This is a genomic window from Paracoccaceae bacterium, assembly GCA_019454225.1.
Classification (GTDB): domain Bacteria; phylum Pseudomonadota; class Alphaproteobacteria; order Rhodobacterales; family Rhodobacteraceae.
Genome location: CP075370.1, coordinates 1,386,216 through 1,401,140 on the forward strand (window position 1 = coordinate 1,386,216; position 14,925 = coordinate 1,401,140).

The window sequence follows — 14,925 nt, forward strand, 5'->3', positions numbered from 1 at the left end:
GCGATGGTCATCCTGTTCATCCGCATCCTGCCCATCGGCAGCACGGCGGGGGCCTGGCCGGGGCCCGACCTGATGCTGTGCCTGATGCTGGCCTGGGTCAACCGGCGCCCGGACTACCTGCCTGCCGTGCTGATCGCCGGGATGGTTCTGGTCGAGGACCTGATGCTGATGCGGCCACCCGGGCTGTGGACCGCCATCGTCGTGCTGGCGACCGAGTTCCTGCGTTCGCGCCAGGCGCTGACGCGCGAACTGGGGTTCCTGGCCGAATGGCTGATGGTGGGTGTCGTGATGCTGGCCATGCTGCTGGGCTATCGGCTGGTGCTGGCGGTGGCCTTTGTCGACCAGCCCGCCTTCGGCCCGGCCTTTGCGCAGACGGTGATGACGATCCTGTGTTATCCGGTGGTGACCGGGCTGTTGCACCTGGCACTGCAGTTGCGCAAACCTTCGACCGGTGAGGTCGATGCCCTCGGGAGACGGTTGTGAGACGTTCGGCACGCGACACCGAAGAGGCGGCAAGGGGCGTCACCCGGCGCGCGCTGTTCCTTGGCGGGTCGATGACGGCGGTGGTGGCCCTGCTTGGCCTGCGCATGCGCAGCATGCAGGTGGACCAGGCCGACCAGTTCCGCCTGCTGGCCGAGGACAACCGCATCTCGATCCGGCTGATCCCGCCCGCGCGCGGGCTGATCCATGACCGCAACGGCAAGCTGATCGCCGGCAACGAACAGAACTACCGCATCGTCATCAGCCGCGAGGATGCGGGCGATGCCGAGGATGTGCTGCACCGGCTGGCCAGCGTCGTGCCGCTGTCGCCCGACGATCTGGACCGTGCGCTAAAAGAGGCCAAGAAACGGTCGCCCCTGCCGATCATCGTGGCCGATCGCCTGCCCTGGGATGACGTGTCGAAGGTGGCGGTGAACGCCCCCGCGCTGCCCGGCGTCTCGCCCGAGGTGGGGCTCAGCCGCGTCTATCCGCGCGACGTCGATTTCGCGCATGTCGTGGGCTATGTCGGTCCGGTCAGCGAGGCCGACCTTGCCAAGCTGGAAACCCCCGATCCGCTGCTGCAGACGCCGAAGTTCCAGATCGGCAAGATCGGCGTCGAGACCTGGATGGAGAGCGACCTGCGCGGCCGGGCGGGCAGCCGCCGGGTCGAGGTGAACGCCTCGGGCCGGATCATGCGCGAACTGGGCCGGCAGGAGGGCGACGCGGGTGCCGACCTGCGGCTGACCATCGACGCGGATGTGCAGAACTACGTGCAGGCGCGGCTGGGCGAGGAAAGCGCGGCCTGCGTGGTGATGGATGTCGAGAACGGCGACATCCTCGCCTGTGTCTCGTCGCCCTCGTTCGATCCGAACCTGTTCGTGCGCGGCATCAGCCATGCCGATTTCAACGCGCTGATGGAGAACGACCACCGCCCGCTCGCCAACAAGACGGTGCAGGGCGCCTATCCGCCCGGCTCGACCTTCAAGATGGTGACGGCGCTGGCGGCGCTGGAGGCGGGGGTGATCACCACGCAGACCTCGGTGCGCTGCCCGGGCCACTACGAGGTGGGCGGGCGGCGGTTCCACTGCTGGCGGCGCGGCGGCCACGGGGCGGTGGCGCTGGAACGCAGCCTGGCCGAAAGCTGCGACGTCTATTACTACGAGGTCGCGCTGAAGGTCGGGATCGACCGGATCGCCGAGATGGGCCGCAGGCTGGGCCTCGGCATCCGGCACGACCTGCCGATGTCGGCGATCACCGAGGGCATCATGCCCGACCGGGCATGGAAACAGGCCCGCCACAAGCAGGACTGGCGCATCGGCGACACGGTGAACGCCAGCATCGGGCAGGGCTATGTGCTGACCTCGCCGCTGCAGCTGGCGGTGATGACGGCGCGGCTGGCCAGCGGCCGCGCGGTCGTGCCGCGCCTGGTGCATTCGGTGGACGGGCGCGAGGTGCCGGTGGCGGCCGCACCCGAACTGGGGCTGGACCGGGTGATGCTGGACGCCGTCCGGCAGGGCATGTTCCAGGTGATGAACAGCCAGCGCGGCACCGCCTATGGCAGCCGCATCGACGAACGCACGATGCGCTTTGCCGGCAAGACCGGCACCAGCCAGGTGCGCAACATCAGCGCCGCCGAACGCGCGCGCGGCGTCATCAGCAACGACCAGTTGCCGTGGAACCGGCGCGACCACGCGCTGTTCGTCGGCTATGCCCCCTACGATGCGCCCCGCTACGCGGTGTCGGTGGTGGTCGAGCACGGCGGCGGCGGGTCGGCGGCGGCCGCGCCGATCGGCCGCGATGCCATCCTGCGGGCGCTGCACGATGGCGTGCCGCCGGTGTCGGCCTATCCGGCGGCGCAGCGCAACCGGATCGAGACGATGCACAAGAACCTGCCGCTGCGCGATCCGGGCAGCCTGCCGCCCGTGCCGTCCCGGGCCTGAGTGCGGCGATGAGTTTCCTCGAATACCGCGTCAAGATGGTGCCGACGGGCCTGCGCAAGGTCCTCTATGTGAACTGGCCCCTGGTGCTGCTGCTGGCGGCGGTCGCCTCGGTCGGGTTCCTGATGCTCTATTCGGTGGCGGGCGGGCGGCTGCATGTCTGGGCCGAGCCGCAGATGAAGCGCTTTGCCTTCGGCCTGGCGGTGATGTTCGCGGTGGCCTTCGTGCCGATCTGGTTCTGGCGCAACATCTCGGGCCTGGCCTATGGCCTGTCGCTGCTGCTGCTGCTGGCGGTGGAATTCTTCGGTGTCGTGGGCATGGGCGCGCAGCGCTGGATCGACATGGGCTTCATGCGGCTTCAGCCGTCGGAACTGATGAAGATCACGCTCGTGATGATGCTGGCGGCCTATTACGACTGGCTGGACGTGAAGAAGACGTCGCGCCCGCTCTATGTCGCGATCCCGCTGTTCCTGATCCTGCTGCCCGCCGGGCTGACGCTGATCCAGCCCGACCTCGGGACCGGCCTGCTGATCGCCATCGGCGGCGGCATCGTGATGTTCTGCGCCGGGGTCCACTGGCTCTACTTCGCGGTGGTCATCGGCATGGGCGCCGCGGCGGTCTCGGCGGTGTTCCTGTCGCGCGGCAGCGAATGGCAACTGCTGAAGGACTATCAGTACCGCCGCATCGACACCTTCCTCGATCCCGCCAACGATCCGCTCGGGGCGGGCTATCACATCAGCCAGGCCAAGATCGCGCTGGGATCGGGCGGCTGGACCGGGCGTGGCTACATGCAGGGCACGCAGAGCCGCCTGAACTTCCTGCCCGAGAAGCACACCGACTTCATCTTCACCACCCTGGCCGAGGAGTTCGGCTTCGTGGGCGGCTTCTCGCTGCTGGTGCTCTATGTGCTGATCATCGGGTTCTGCATCGTCGCGGCGATGCAGAACAAGGACCGGTTCTCGTCGCTGGTCACGCTCGGCATCGCCGCCACCTTCTTCCTGTACTTCGCCATCAACATGCTGATGGTCATGGGACTGGCGCCGGTGGTCGGCGTGCCGCTGCCGCTGGTCAGCTATGGCGGGTCCTCGATGCTGGTGCTGCTGGCCGCCTTCGGGATCGTGCAAAGCGCGCATGTCCACAGGCCGCGCTAGCGGCACGAACCGGAAAGGCTGTTCCTCCCGTGATCACCGTCCTCTTTGCCGCCGACCGCGACCTCTGGCCCCATTACGCCCCGCCCCTGCGGCAGGCGCTGGACGAGGCGGGGATCGCCGCGGATGTCGTGACCGAGGCCGACCCCGCCACGGTCGACTATATCGTGTTCTCGCCGGGCGGCACGGTGCAGGATTTCCGGCCCTACACGCGCACCCGGGCGGTGCTGAACCTGTGGGCCGGGGTCGAGCGGGTCGTGCAGAACGACACGCTGACCCAGCCGCTGTGCCGGATGGTCGACCCCGCGATGACCGACAGCATGGCCGAATGGGTGGCCGCGCATGTGCTGCGGCACCATCTGGGCACCGATGTGCACGTGCGGGGGCAGGATGGCGTCTGGCGGCATGACAAGGCCGCCCGCCCGCCGCTTGCCCCCGAACGCCCCGTCACCATCCTTGGCCTGGGCGAGTTGGGGCGGGCCTGCGCGCGGGTGCTCGCGCCCTTCGGATTTCCCCTGACCGGGTGGAGCCGCAGCCCCGCCGAGGTGCCGGGGATGCGCTGCCTGTCGAGCCCCGGCGGGCTGGATGCGGCGCTGCGCGGCGCCGCGATGGTGATCCTGCTGGTGCCGCGCACGCCGCAGACCGAGAACATCCTGAACGCCCGAACCCTGGCCCTGCTGGCCCCCGGCGCCTTCGTCATCAATCCCGGCCGAGGGCCGCTGATCGACGACGACGCCCTGCTGGCGGCGCTCGACAGCGGGCATGTCGCGCATGCCACGCTCGACGTGTTCCGGCAGGAACCGCTGCCGCCCGACCATCCGTTCTGGGCGCATCCCCGCGTCACCGTCACCCCGCATGTCGCCGCCTACACGCGGCCCGAGACGGCAAGCCGCGTGATCGCGCAGAACATCGTGCGGGGGCAGGCGGGGTTGCCGTTCCTGCATCTGGTGGACCGCGCGCGGGGCTATTGACCCGCGCGCCGTCGCCGGCTCACCGGATCGCGTCGCTGCAACGGAAGAACGCGTCCAGTGCCGCCTTGCTGCCGTAGAGGCCGCGTTCGAGGATGATGCCGGGGCCCTGGAACGATACTTGCGTGGCGTTCTGGAACGAATCGTCGATCAGCCCCGGCCCGTCCATGCGGCCTTCGGTAATCCGGCCCCAGGCCCGGCCGTCGCGGCCCTCGATGATCTCGACATCGTGGGGCGTCGGGGTGTCGCCCGGCCCGAAACTGACCATGACGGCGACGCGCGCGCCGGGGCCGCCCATCGGGCCGTTGTCGCTGAAGTCGATGTAGGAATTGTCGCGGTCGATCTCGAACCGCAGCGTCGGCTGCACCGTGTCCTGGGCTTCGCAAGCCAGCACCCGGCCGTCCGCCCGGATCTCGTTGATGACCCAGTCGCCCGCGACGGCCACGCGGGTCAGCGTCGTTTCCGAAGGCTCGGCCGCACCGGCCGACAGGGGGCCCGGCTGTGCCATGCACTCCTCGACCTTCAGGATCGCCGCCGCGCTGCCGGACAGCATGAAGTCATAGTCGCCCCGGCCCAGGCCCAGGATCGCCTCGCGCCCCTGCCGCAGACCGTCCAGTTCGGCCATGCCCAGCCAGGCGATCGTCCAGCCCCCGACCGCGGTTCCGGAGGCATGGTCGGACCCGCGGCCGTAGCCCTGCCCCGACCCCAGGCCGTCGACACGCAGCGTCCCCTCCCATTCGGGGGTCGAAGCGACCGGCACGGCCAGTTGCCATTGCATCCCGTCCCAGCCGAGCCGATGGGCCGCACCGTCGCTGCGGACGGCTTCGGCAAAGCAATAGGCAGGGCCCGAGGGTGCGCGCGCGGCAAATACGTTCCAGCCGCGCGCCTCGCCATAGAAGGTCTCCTGTCCTGCCAGGGCCACGATGTCATAGCCGCCGTAGACGTTGTTCTGGGCTGCGGCCGGCACGGCGGCGCAGACGACAATCGCCGCGAGTCTTGGGATGTGCATGGGTTCCACCTTTGCGTGGCGTCAACACTGCCGCTCCGCCGGCAACCGCCACGCCGCGAACCTATGGCGAATGTCGCGCGCCGCACAAGTGGCGGCACCTCGCCCTGCCTGCCTCCGGCATGGTGCGTGTCGCGGACGGAACAGACAGCACGCGCGGCGCTCGGCACCACGGCGGCATGCGGTATGGCACGGGTGTCCTTCTTGTTCTTGCGGCGGCAACGCTCTGGTCGCTGATCGCCATCGCGATCCGGCTGGTGGACGAGGCCGATACCTGGGCGGTGCTGTTCTGGCGCTCGGCCGGGATGATCCCGGCGCTGGTCCTGCTGATTCTCTGGCGGTCGGGGGGGCGGCTGGTCGGCCCGATGCGCGCCACCGGGCTGGCCGGGCTGGTGGGGGGCTTCGGGCTGGTGCTGGCCTTCGCAGGGGCGATCTTTGCCATCCGCACCACCACCGTTGCCAATGCGGTGTTCCTGTTCGCCGCCTCGCCGTTCCTTGCCGCCATCCTCGGCCGGCTGATCCTGCGCGAGACGGTCCGGCCGGCCACCTGGGGGGCCATCGCGCTGGCCGGGGCCGGCATGTTCCTGATGGTGCGCGAGGGGCTCAGCCTCGGCATGGGTCTTGGCAACGCCGCGGCGCTGGCCTCGGCGCTGGGCTTCGCGCTGTTCACGCTGGCGCTGCGCTGGGGGCGGCTGGCCGACATGTTCCCGATGATCCTGCTCGGCGCGCTGATGTCGATCGGGGTGGCGGCCGTGGTGTCGGCGGCGCAGGGCGGCACCCTGGCCGTGCCGCTGCGCGACATCGCGATCAGCGCCGGTGCGGGTGTGGTGCTGCTGACCTTCGGCATGGCGCTCTACACGGCGGGCAGCCGGGTGGTGCCTGCCGCCGAACTCACGCTGCTGTCGATGATCGAGGTGCTGCTGGCGCCGGTCTGGGCCTGGGTGCTGCTGGCCGAGGGCGCCACGCCCGCCACGCTTCTGGGCGGCGGGGTGGTGCTGACGGCGGTTGCCTTCAACGCGCTGTCCGGCCTTGCCGCGCGGCCTGCCCGAATCTGATCAAATCACCCGCTGCGGCCTCTGGCGGGCGCCCCGTGCCTTGTGCAAGATGCGGGGCGGGGACGAACCGACCAGGGACACGACAAGGGGGATGCGCGACATGCCGGGGACGATGACGCTGGAAGCGCTGCGCGAGGCGGTGGGCAAGGGCACGATCGACACGGTGCTGGTCGCCGGGATCGACATGCAGGGTCGTCTGATGGGCAAGCGGTTCCACGCGGCGCATTTCGTCGACAACCACGAAGAGACGCATTGCTGCGACTACCTGCTGGCCATCGACATGGAGATGAACCCCGTTCCGGGCTACAAGTCGGCCAGCTGGGAAAAGGGCTATGGCGACTATGTCATGAAGCCCGACCTCGCCACCCTGCGCCCGCTGCCCTGGCTGCCGGGCACCGCGCTTGTGCTGTGCGACCTGCTGGACCATCACACCCATGCCGAGGTGGCCGTCAGCCCGCGCGCGATCCTGAAGCGCCAGGTGGCCCGCGCGCGCGCGCTCGGCTTTGACGCGATGATGGCGACCGAACTGGAGTTCTACATCTTCGAGAACAGCTACGAGGGTCTGCGCGACAGCCTGCGCGACCATGGCGCGATCACCGGCCTGCGTCCGGTCAGCGCCTACAACGAGGATTACCACCTGTTCCAGACCACCAAGGAGGAAGAGGTGCTGCGCGCCGTGCGGAACGGCCTCTACGGCGCCGGCGTGCCCGTCGAATGCACCAAGGGCGAGGCCGACGCAGGCCAGGCCGAGGTCAACGTGCGCTATTCCGACGCGCTCGACACCGCCGACAACCACACGATCACCAAGACCGCCGTCAAGGAAATCGCCTGGTCCAGGGGCCGCAGCGTCACCTTCATGGCCAAGTACGACCACCGCAAGGCCGGGTCGTCCAGCCATATCCATCAGTCGCTCTGGACGCTGGATGGCAAGCCCGCGTTCCGCGACGAAGCCGATGCGCATGGCATGTCGGCCACGATGAAGCAGTTTCTCGCCGGGCAACTGGCCCATGCCGAGGAACTGGCGGCCTTCCTGGCCCCCTATGTCAACAGCTACAAGCGCTTCTGCGTGGGGCTCTTCGCCCCCACCAAGGCGGTCTGGAGCCGCGACAACCGCACCGCGGGGTTCCGCGTCTGCGGCGAGGGGACCCGGGGCATCCGCATCGAATGCCGCATCGGCGGGGCCGACCTGAACCCCTATCTCGCCTGCGCCGGCCTGCTGGCGGCCGGACTGGCGGGGATCGAGGGCAACTATGCGCTCGAACCCGAACAGCGCGGCGACATGTATTCGGCAACCGGCATCCGCGAAATCCCCAGGACCCTGCGCGAGGCCGCCGACCGGCTGGACGGCTCGTCGATGCTGCGCGCCGCGCTCGGCGACGCGGTGGTGGACCACTACGCCCACGCCGCCCGCTGGGAGATCGCCGAGACCGATCGCGTGGTCACCGATTTCGAACTGGCGCGGCTTCTGGAACGCGCCTGATACCGGGTGCGTGCGCCAGGCACGCACCGCCCCTGCAACGGCGCGCGCCGCCGCGCGCCACACCCGGACGGAACCCCATGAAACCCATCCAGCTGATCTCACCCGTGGACGGCAGCATCTATGCCGAACGCATGCCCCTGACCCCCGAGGCCGCCGCCGCCGCCGTGGCCCGTGCCAGGGCCGCGCAGCCCGCCTGGGCGGCGCTGCCGCTGGCCGACCGGATTGCCCGCGTCAGGGCGGGCGTCGAGGCGCTGAACGCGATGAAGCCCGAGGTCGTCCCAGAACTCGCCTGGCAGATGGGCCGCCCGACCCGCTATGGCGGCGAATTCGGCGGGGTGAACGAACGCACGGCCTACATGTCGGGCATCGCCGAGGCTGCGCTGGCCCCCATGGTGGCCGAGGACAGCGACCGTTTCCGCCGCCTGATCGCACGCGAACCCGTCGGCGTCGTTTTTGTCGTGGCGCCGTGGAACTACCCCTACCTGACCGCCATCAACACCATCGTGCCCGCGCTGATCGCGGGCAATTCCGTGGTGCTGAAACATGCGTCCCAGACCCTGCTGGCGGGCGACCGGCTGGCGCAGGCGTTCCACGCCGGCGGCGTGCCGGATGACGTGTTCCAGAACATCGTGCTCGACCACGCCACCACCGAAGGGCTGATCGCCGCGCGGTCCTTCGGCTTTGTCAACTTCACCGGCTCGGTGGCCGGGGGCGCCGCCATCGAACGCGCGGCAGCGGGCACCTTCACGCCGCTCGGTCTCGAACTCGGCGGCAAGGACCCGGGGCTGGTGCTGCCCGACGCCGATCTCGACGCGGCGGTCGACAGCCTGATGGACGGCGCCTTCTACAACGCCGGGCAATGCTGCTGCGGGATCGAGCGGGTCTATGTGCACCGGTCGATGTTCGACAGCTTCGTCGAGAAGTCGGTGGCCTGGGTCGGCCAGCTGCGCCTCGGCAACCCGCTGGATGCCGCCACCACCCTCGGTCCGATGGCCAACCGCCGCTTTGCCGCCGTGGTGCGCGCCCAGACGGCCGAGGCCATCGCCGCCGGTGCCCGGCCCCTGATCGACCCCGCCAACCACCCCGCCGATGACGGCGGCGCCTACCTGGCCCCGCAGATCCTCGTCGACGTCGACCATTCGATGCGGGTGATGCGCGAGGAATCCTTCGGCCCGGTCGTCGGCATCATGCCCTATTCCACCGAATCCGAGGCGATCGCCCTGATGAACGATTCGCCCTACGGGCTGACCTGCTCGGTCTGGACGGCCGATCCCGAACGCGCGGCCGCGATCGGCGCGCAGGTGGAAACCGGCACCGTGTTCATGAACCGCTGCGACTATCTCGACCCCGCGCTGACCTGGACGGGCGTCAAGGACACCGGGCGCGGCACCTCGCTGTCGCATCTGGGGTTCCAGTCGGTCACGCGCGCCAAATCCTACCATCTGAAGAAGGTGACGAAATGAAGCTCAAGGCCAACTGGTCCTATCCCACGGCCGTGAAATTCGGCGCGGGCCGCATCGCGGAACTGGCCGACCACTGCAAGGCGGCGGGCATCGCGCGGCCGCTGCTGGTCACCGACCGCGGGCTTGCCGCCCTGCCCATCGCCGCCCGCGCGCTCGACGTGCTGGAAGGCGGCGGGCTGGGCCGCGCGATGTTCTCGGGGGTCGACGCCAACCCGACCGACCGCAACATGGCCGAGGGGCTCGCGGCCTACCGCGCGGGCGGCCATGACGGTGTCGTGGCCTTCGGCGGCGGTTCGGCGCTCGATCTCGGCAAGATGATCGCGCTGATGGTCGACCAGCCGGTCAGCGTCTGGGAGCTTGAGGACGTGGGCGACTGGTGGACGCGCGCCAACCCCGCGACCATCGCCCCCGTCATCGCCGTGCCCACCACCGCGGGCACCGGGTCCGAGGTGGGGCGCGCGGGCGTGCTGACCAATTCGGCCGACCACGTGAAGAAGGTGATCTTCCACCCCAAGCTGATGCCCGTGGTCACCATCTGCGACCCCGAGCTGACCGTCGGGATGCCCAGGTTCATTACCGCCGGAACCGGCATGGATGCCTTCGCGCATTGCCTCGAAGCCTACAGCAGCACCTATTTCCACCCGATGAGCCAGGGCATCGCCCTGGAGGGGCTGCGGCTGGTCAACGACTACCTGCCGCGCGCCTACGACACCCCCGACGACCTCGAGGCGCGGGGCCAGATGATGGCCGCCGCCGCCATGGGTGCCGTGGCCTTCCAGAAGGGCCTGGGCGCGATCCACGCGCTCAGCCATCCGGTCGGCGCGCTCTACAACACCCACCACGGCACCACCAATGCCGTGGTCATGCCCATGGTGCTCGATTTCAACCGCCCGCTGGTCGAGGACCGGCTGGCCCGCGCCGCCGACTACCTCGGCATCCGTGGCGGGTTCGACGGGTTCCGCGACCGCGTGATGGAACTGCGCGCGATGTTCGGCATTCCGACCGGGCTCGCCGCCATGGGCGTCAGGGCGGCCGATCTCGACCGGCTGACGGCGATGGCGCTTGCCGATCCCACGGCGGGCGGCAACCCGCGCGAGATGACGGCGGAAAACACCCGCGCGCTGTTCGAGGCCTGCCTCTAGGCGGGCGGGGGCGCCTGCGCGCCCCCTCCACCCCCCGGTGCGGGCAGGATGAACACCCCCCGCGCCCCGGCCCTGCATCCCCTCCCGATTGGCCGATCCGCCATGCCGCTTCCGCCCGCAGCCCGTGCGCTCCAGACGACCGAGGTCGCCGTGATCGGCGCGGGCGTGATCGGCCTGACCGTCGCGCTGACCCTGGCGCGCGAAGGCCGCACCGTCGCGCTGATTGATCCCGAACCGCCCGGCTCGGGCGCCAGCCACGGCAACGCGGGCACCATCGCCGACTACGCCGTCAGCCCGGTCGGCACGCCGGATGTCCTGCGCGACCTGCCGCGCCTGCTGTTCGACCGCGACTCGCCCCTGGCGATCCATCGGCCCAGCCTTCTGCCGCTTGTCCCCTGGCTGCTGCGCTTTGCCCGGGCGTCGCTGCCCGGCCCGGCGCGGCGGGGGGCGCAAGCCCTGGCCGCCCTCCTGGCCGATGCGACCCCGATGTGGCGCGACCTGGCGGCGGGCATCGGTGCCGCTGGCCTGCTGCGCGACACCGGATGCCTGTATCTCTACGCCACCGAGGCCGAGGGTCGCGCCGCCGAACCCGGACTGGCCGCGCGGCGCGCCCTTGGCGTGGCGGTCGACCGGCTGACGCCCGATGCCCTGGCAGGGCTCGAACCCGGGCTGCCGCCGATGGCGGGGGGTGCTGCGTACTTTCCCGGCGCCGTGTCGCTGTCCGATCCCGGGGCCATGATGGCCGGGCTCGCGGCGGCCTGCCGTGCCGCCGGGGTCGAACAGGTCGTCGCCCGTGTCGAACATCTGGAACGCAACGCCACCGGCGTCGTGCTGAAGGGCCCGGGCTTCATCCGCACCGCCCGCCGCGTCGTCCTGGCGGCGGGGGCGCGGTCGCGCGCCCTGGCCCGGATGGCCGGTTCGCGCGTGCCGCTCGATGCCGAGCGCGGCTATCATCTCGAATGGGACATGCCCGCGCCGCGCCTCGGCCGCCCGGCCTGTCCGGTGGCGCGCGGGTTCTACCTCTGCCCAATGTCCGGGCGGCTGCGCGCCGCCGGGACGGTTGAACTCGGCGGCATCGGCGCGCCCCTCTCGCCGCACCGGCTGGCCCGGCTCGAAGCCGGGGTGCGCGCGCTGTTCCCCGATCTCGGCCCGCCCGACCGCACATGGATGGGCCTGCGCCCCTCGATCCCCGACAGCCTGCCGGTGATCGGGCCGGCGGGCGGCGGGGCCGATGTGATCCTCGCCTTCGGCCATGGCCACATCGGGCTGACGCTGGCCCCGGCAACGGCCCGTGCGGTGGCCGCGATGATCGCCGGCCGCGACCCCGGCCCGGCAGTGGAAGCCTGCCGCCCCGCGCGATTCTGACCGGTCCGGCCGCCCGCCTGTCTGGACACCATGTCGGGACGGATACCATACGCCCGCCATACGCGAAACCGACGCGGAACATACGGGGTTTTCGTTCCTTTCCAGCAGCTTGCGGGCCGCGTGTCAGAACCCGTCCAGACAGGCCCGCGTCAGGCCCCCCTCGGGGTCGGCAAGCCCGTCGATCACGTCGAAATGATGCCGCCCCGGATCGACCGTCCAGGGGCAGTCCCAGGCTTCCGACAGCAACCGCGCCTGCCACAGGAAGGCGGGGCGTTCCTGCCCGCCGACCCAGACATGCGCCTGCACCCCTGCGCGCAGGGGCAGCCCGGCGGGGCTTTCCGCCGCCGCCTCGGCCGCATCGATGTGCAACCGGTCGTTCATCTCGGTCGCCATCAGCGGCGCGAGATCGGCCAGCGGCGAAACCGGCACCACCCGCGCCACCCGCGGCAGGTCGATCCCGGCGCAGCCCATCCGGGCCGACAGCTGCCCGCCCGCCGAATGCCCCGTCACCACCACAGGCCCCGGAACCAGCCCCGAAGCCGCCCGCACCGCCCCCGCAACCTCTTGTGTCATCGCGGAAATCCGCGCCTCGGGTGCCAGCGTGTAGGACGGCATGGCACAGGCCCAGCCCCGCGCCACCGCCCCCGCCGCCAGGTGCGACCAGGTCTCGCGGCCGAACGCCAGCCAGTATCCGCCATGCACGAACACCAGCAGGCCGCGCGGGTCTCCGGGTGGCAGGAACAGGTCGAACCGCTGCCGCTCGCCCGGGCCATAGGCCAGCCCCAGCCGGGCGCGGGCGCCCAGGCCATGGCGGAATTCCTGCGCGGCGACCGCCCAGCGAAGCGGATAGGCCTCGGCCCCGGGGATGAATGCGCCGTTCGCATAGGCGCGGTCGGCTTCGGATCGGAACGGCATGACGTCTCCAACTGGACTTTCCCGCCCCGAGGATGCAGGACAGGATGGCCGCGAACAAGGGAGGCTGCCATGCTCGATTCCGTCACCGATCTTGCCTCGATGCTGAAGGACACGTCGCTTCTGGCGACCCGCGCCTATGTCGCCGGAGAATGGATAAATGCCGACGACGGCTCGACTTTTCCTGTGGTGAACCCGGCCCGGGGCGATGTGATCGCCCATGTGCCGAACCTCGGCCGGGCCGAGACCGCCCGCGCGATCGCCGCTGCCGCCGAGGCGATGAAGGATTGGGCCGCCCGCCCCGCCAAGGAACGCGCCAACCTGCTGCGCGCGTGGTTCAACCTGATGATGGAAAACCAGGAGGATCTGGGAAAGATCCTGACCGCCGAGATGGGCAAGCCGCTGGCCGAGGCCAAGGGTGAAGTCGCCTATGGCGCCAGCTTCATCGAATGGTTCGCCGAAGAGGCCAAGCGCATCTACGGCGAAACCATCCCCGGCCACATGCGCGACAAGCGCATCACCGTCCTGCGCCAACCCATTGGCGTCGTTGGATCAATCACGCCGTGGAACTTTCCCAACGCGATGATCACCCGCAAGTGCGGCCCGGCCCTTGCGGCGGGATGCGGCTTTGTCGGGCGGCCTGCGGCGGAAACGCCGCTGTCGGCCCTGGCCCTGGCCGTGCTTGCCGACCGGGCAGGGCTGCCCGGGGGCATCTTCTCGATCATCACCTCGAAGCGGTCGTCCGACATCGGCAAGGAATTCTGCGAGAACCCGCAGGTCAGGAAGCTCACCTTCACCGGCTCGACCGAGGTGGGGCGCATCCTGCTGCGGCAGGCGGCCGACCAGGTGCTGAAATGCTCCATGGAACTGGGCGGCAACGCCCCCTTCATCGTATTCGACGATGCCGATCTGGATGCGGCCGTGACGGGCGCGATGGCCTCGAAGTTCCGCAACAACGGCCAGACCTGCGTCTGCGCCAACCGCATCTATGTACAGGCGGGCGTCTATGACGCCTTTGCCGAGAAACTGGCGGCGGCCCTGTCCAGGACCCGCGTGGGCGATGGCCTGACCGAGGCGGTGGAGTTCGGCCCGCTGGTCAACATGGCGGCCGTCGACAAGGTCGAGGAACACATCGCCGACGCCGTATCCAAGGGCGGCAAGGTCGTCGCGGGCGGCAAGCGCCACGCGCTCGGCGGCTCGTTCTTCGAACCCACGATCATCACCGGCGTGACCCAGGCGATGGCCGTGGCGCAAGAGGAAACCTTTGGCCCGGTGGCGCCGCTGTTCCGCTTCGAGACCGAGGAACAGGCCATTGCGCATGCCAATGACACGATCTTCGGGCTTGCCGCCTATTTCTACGCCCGCGACATCGGCCGCGTGACCCGGGTGCAGGAGGCGCTTGAATACGGGATCGTCGGGGTGAACACCGGCATCATCTCGACCGAGGTCGCGCCCTTCGGCGGCGTCAAGCAATCGGGGCTCGGGCGGGAAGGGTCGCGCCACGGGATCGAGGACTATCTCGAGATGAAATACATCTGCCTGTCGGTGTGACGGGTCGGCGCGGCCCCGCAGGGCCGCGCCTTTTCCTTCCGGTTCCGGTCACATGGCGTTGTCGGGCTGCGCCCTGACGGCAAGCCGCCCGCTGCGCGAGATGCGGTAGGGCCCGCCGTTTCGCGATTCGATCAGGCGCCGCGCGCGAAGGCGGCGGAACAGGTCCAGCGTGCAGTCTTCCAGGATCATGCCGTCGCGGGTGACGCAAAGCACGGTCTGGACCTTGCGCGCCTGGCCGCGGTCATGCCGGATGACGCCGCCCTGCGCCAGCACGTGCAGCACGCGCTGTTCGGGTCGTGAGATGTTCATGGTGGTCTCGATGTCGGGATGGGATCAGACGCAACCGTCCGGCGCGCGGCCATCGCGCCCGGCACGGGGATGACGCCTTGCCCCCGGGGGCGGCGTCAGGCGACTGTCG

Annotated in this window: 13 protein-coding genes; 10 read left to right on the forward strand and 3 right to left on the reverse strand. The window is 70.1% G+C overall.

All coding sequences use genetic code 11. The features are described 5' to 3' along the window. Nucleotides 1-3: 3 nt before the first annotated feature. Genes KF887_06565 through KF887_06580 form a run of 4 tightly spaced genes read left to right on the forward strand, consistent with a single transcriptional unit; the run spans nucleotide 4 to nucleotide 4,536 of the window. The gene (locus KF887_06565; protein ID QYK43468.1) at nucleotides 4-483 is read left to right on the forward strand and encodes a rod shape-determining protein MreD; all 480 of its coding nucleotides are present in this window, start codon (nucleotides 4-6) and stop codon (nucleotides 481-483) included. Continuing rightward, nucleotides 480-2,420, forward strand: a complete 1,941-nt coding sequence (gene mrdA, locus KF887_06570; GenBank protein QYK42762.1) for a penicillin-binding protein 2 — start codon at nucleotides 480-482, stop codon at nucleotides 2,418-2,420. Before KF887_06565 ends, mrdA begins: the two co-directional genes overlap by 4 nt. 8 nt (nucleotides 2,421-2,428) lie before the next feature. After that, nucleotides 2,429-3,568: a rod shape-determining protein RodA gene (gene rodA / locus KF887_06575; protein QYK42763.1), complete on the forward strand. Its 1,140-nt coding sequence runs from the start codon at nucleotides 2,429-2,431 to the stop codon at nucleotides 3,566-3,568. A 29-nt stretch (nucleotides 3,569-3,597) separates the two neighbouring features. Further along, nucleotides 3,598-4,536, forward strand: coding sequence for a glyoxylate/hydroxypyruvate reductase A (locus tag KF887_06580; GenBank protein QYK42764.1), 939 nt, complete (start codon nucleotides 3,598-3,600; stop codon nucleotides 4,534-4,536). A gap of 19 nt (nucleotides 4,537-4,555) precedes the next feature. On the opposite strand, the gene KF887_06585 is transcribed toward KF887_06580, so the two are convergent. Next, a complete protein-coding gene (locus KF887_06585; protein ID QYK42765.1) occupies nucleotides 4,556-5,542 on the reverse strand; it encodes a hypothetical protein in 987 nt (328 codons plus the stop codon). A gap of 176 nt (nucleotides 5,543-5,718) precedes the next feature. Here KF887_06585 and KF887_06590 point away from each other — a divergent pair, with 176 nt between their 5' ends. From KF887_06590 to KF887_06610, 5 genes are all read left to right on the forward strand, one after another. Further along, a complete protein-coding gene (locus KF887_06590) occupies nucleotides 5,719-6,594 on the forward strand; it encodes a DMT family transporter (protein QYK42766.1) in 876 nt (291 codons plus the stop codon). 100 nt (nucleotides 6,595-6,694) lie between these two features. Next, nucleotides 6,695-8,074 carry a glutamine synthetase gene (locus KF887_06595; GenBank protein QYK42767.1) on the forward strand — a complete coding sequence of 460 codons (1,380 nt, stop codon included), beginning with the start codon at nucleotides 6,695-6,697 and terminating at the stop codon, nucleotides 8,072-8,074. A gap of 77 nt (nucleotides 8,075-8,151) precedes the next feature. Then, complete coding sequence (locus KF887_06600; protein QYK42768.1) at nucleotides 8,152-9,537, forward strand: aldehyde dehydrogenase family protein; 1,386 nt, start codon at nucleotides 8,152-8,154, stop codon at nucleotides 9,535-9,537. After that, nucleotides 9,534-10,679 carry an iron-containing alcohol dehydrogenase gene (locus KF887_06605; protein ID QYK42769.1) on the forward strand — a complete coding sequence of 382 codons (1,146 nt, stop codon included), beginning with the start codon at nucleotides 9,534-9,536 and terminating at the stop codon, nucleotides 10,677-10,679. Before KF887_06600 ends, KF887_06605 begins: the two co-directional genes overlap by 4 nt. Nucleotides 10,680-10,781: 102 nt before the next feature. Next, the gene (locus KF887_06610) at nucleotides 10,782-12,044 is read left to right on the forward strand and encodes an FAD-binding oxidoreductase (protein ID QYK42770.1); all 1,263 of its coding nucleotides are present in this window, start codon (nucleotides 10,782-10,784) and stop codon (nucleotides 12,042-12,044) included. Nucleotides 12,045-12,167: 123 nt separating this feature from the next. Here KF887_06610 and KF887_06615 read toward each other — a convergent pair whose 3' ends face one another. Next, nucleotides 12,168-12,959: an alpha/beta hydrolase gene (locus KF887_06615; GenBank protein QYK42771.1), complete on the reverse strand. Its 792-nt coding sequence runs from the start codon at nucleotides 12,957-12,959 to the stop codon at nucleotides 12,168-12,170. Nucleotides 12,960-13,028: 69 nt separating this feature from the next. Here KF887_06615 and KF887_06620 point away from each other — a divergent pair, with 69 nt between their 5' ends. Continuing rightward, nucleotides 13,029-14,507 carry an NAD-dependent succinate-semialdehyde dehydrogenase gene (locus KF887_06620; GenBank protein QYK42772.1) on the forward strand — a complete coding sequence of 493 codons (1,479 nt, stop codon included), beginning with the start codon at nucleotides 13,029-13,031 and terminating at the stop codon, nucleotides 14,505-14,507. A 48-nt stretch (nucleotides 14,508-14,555) separates the two neighbouring features. Here KF887_06620 and KF887_06625 read toward each other — a convergent pair whose 3' ends face one another. Then, the gene (locus KF887_06625) at nucleotides 14,556-14,816 is read right to left on the reverse strand and encodes a hypothetical protein (GenBank protein QYK42773.1); all 261 of its coding nucleotides are present in this window, start codon (nucleotides 14,814-14,816) and stop codon (nucleotides 14,556-14,558) included. Between the last annotated feature and the right edge of the window lie 109 nt (nucleotides 14,817-14,925).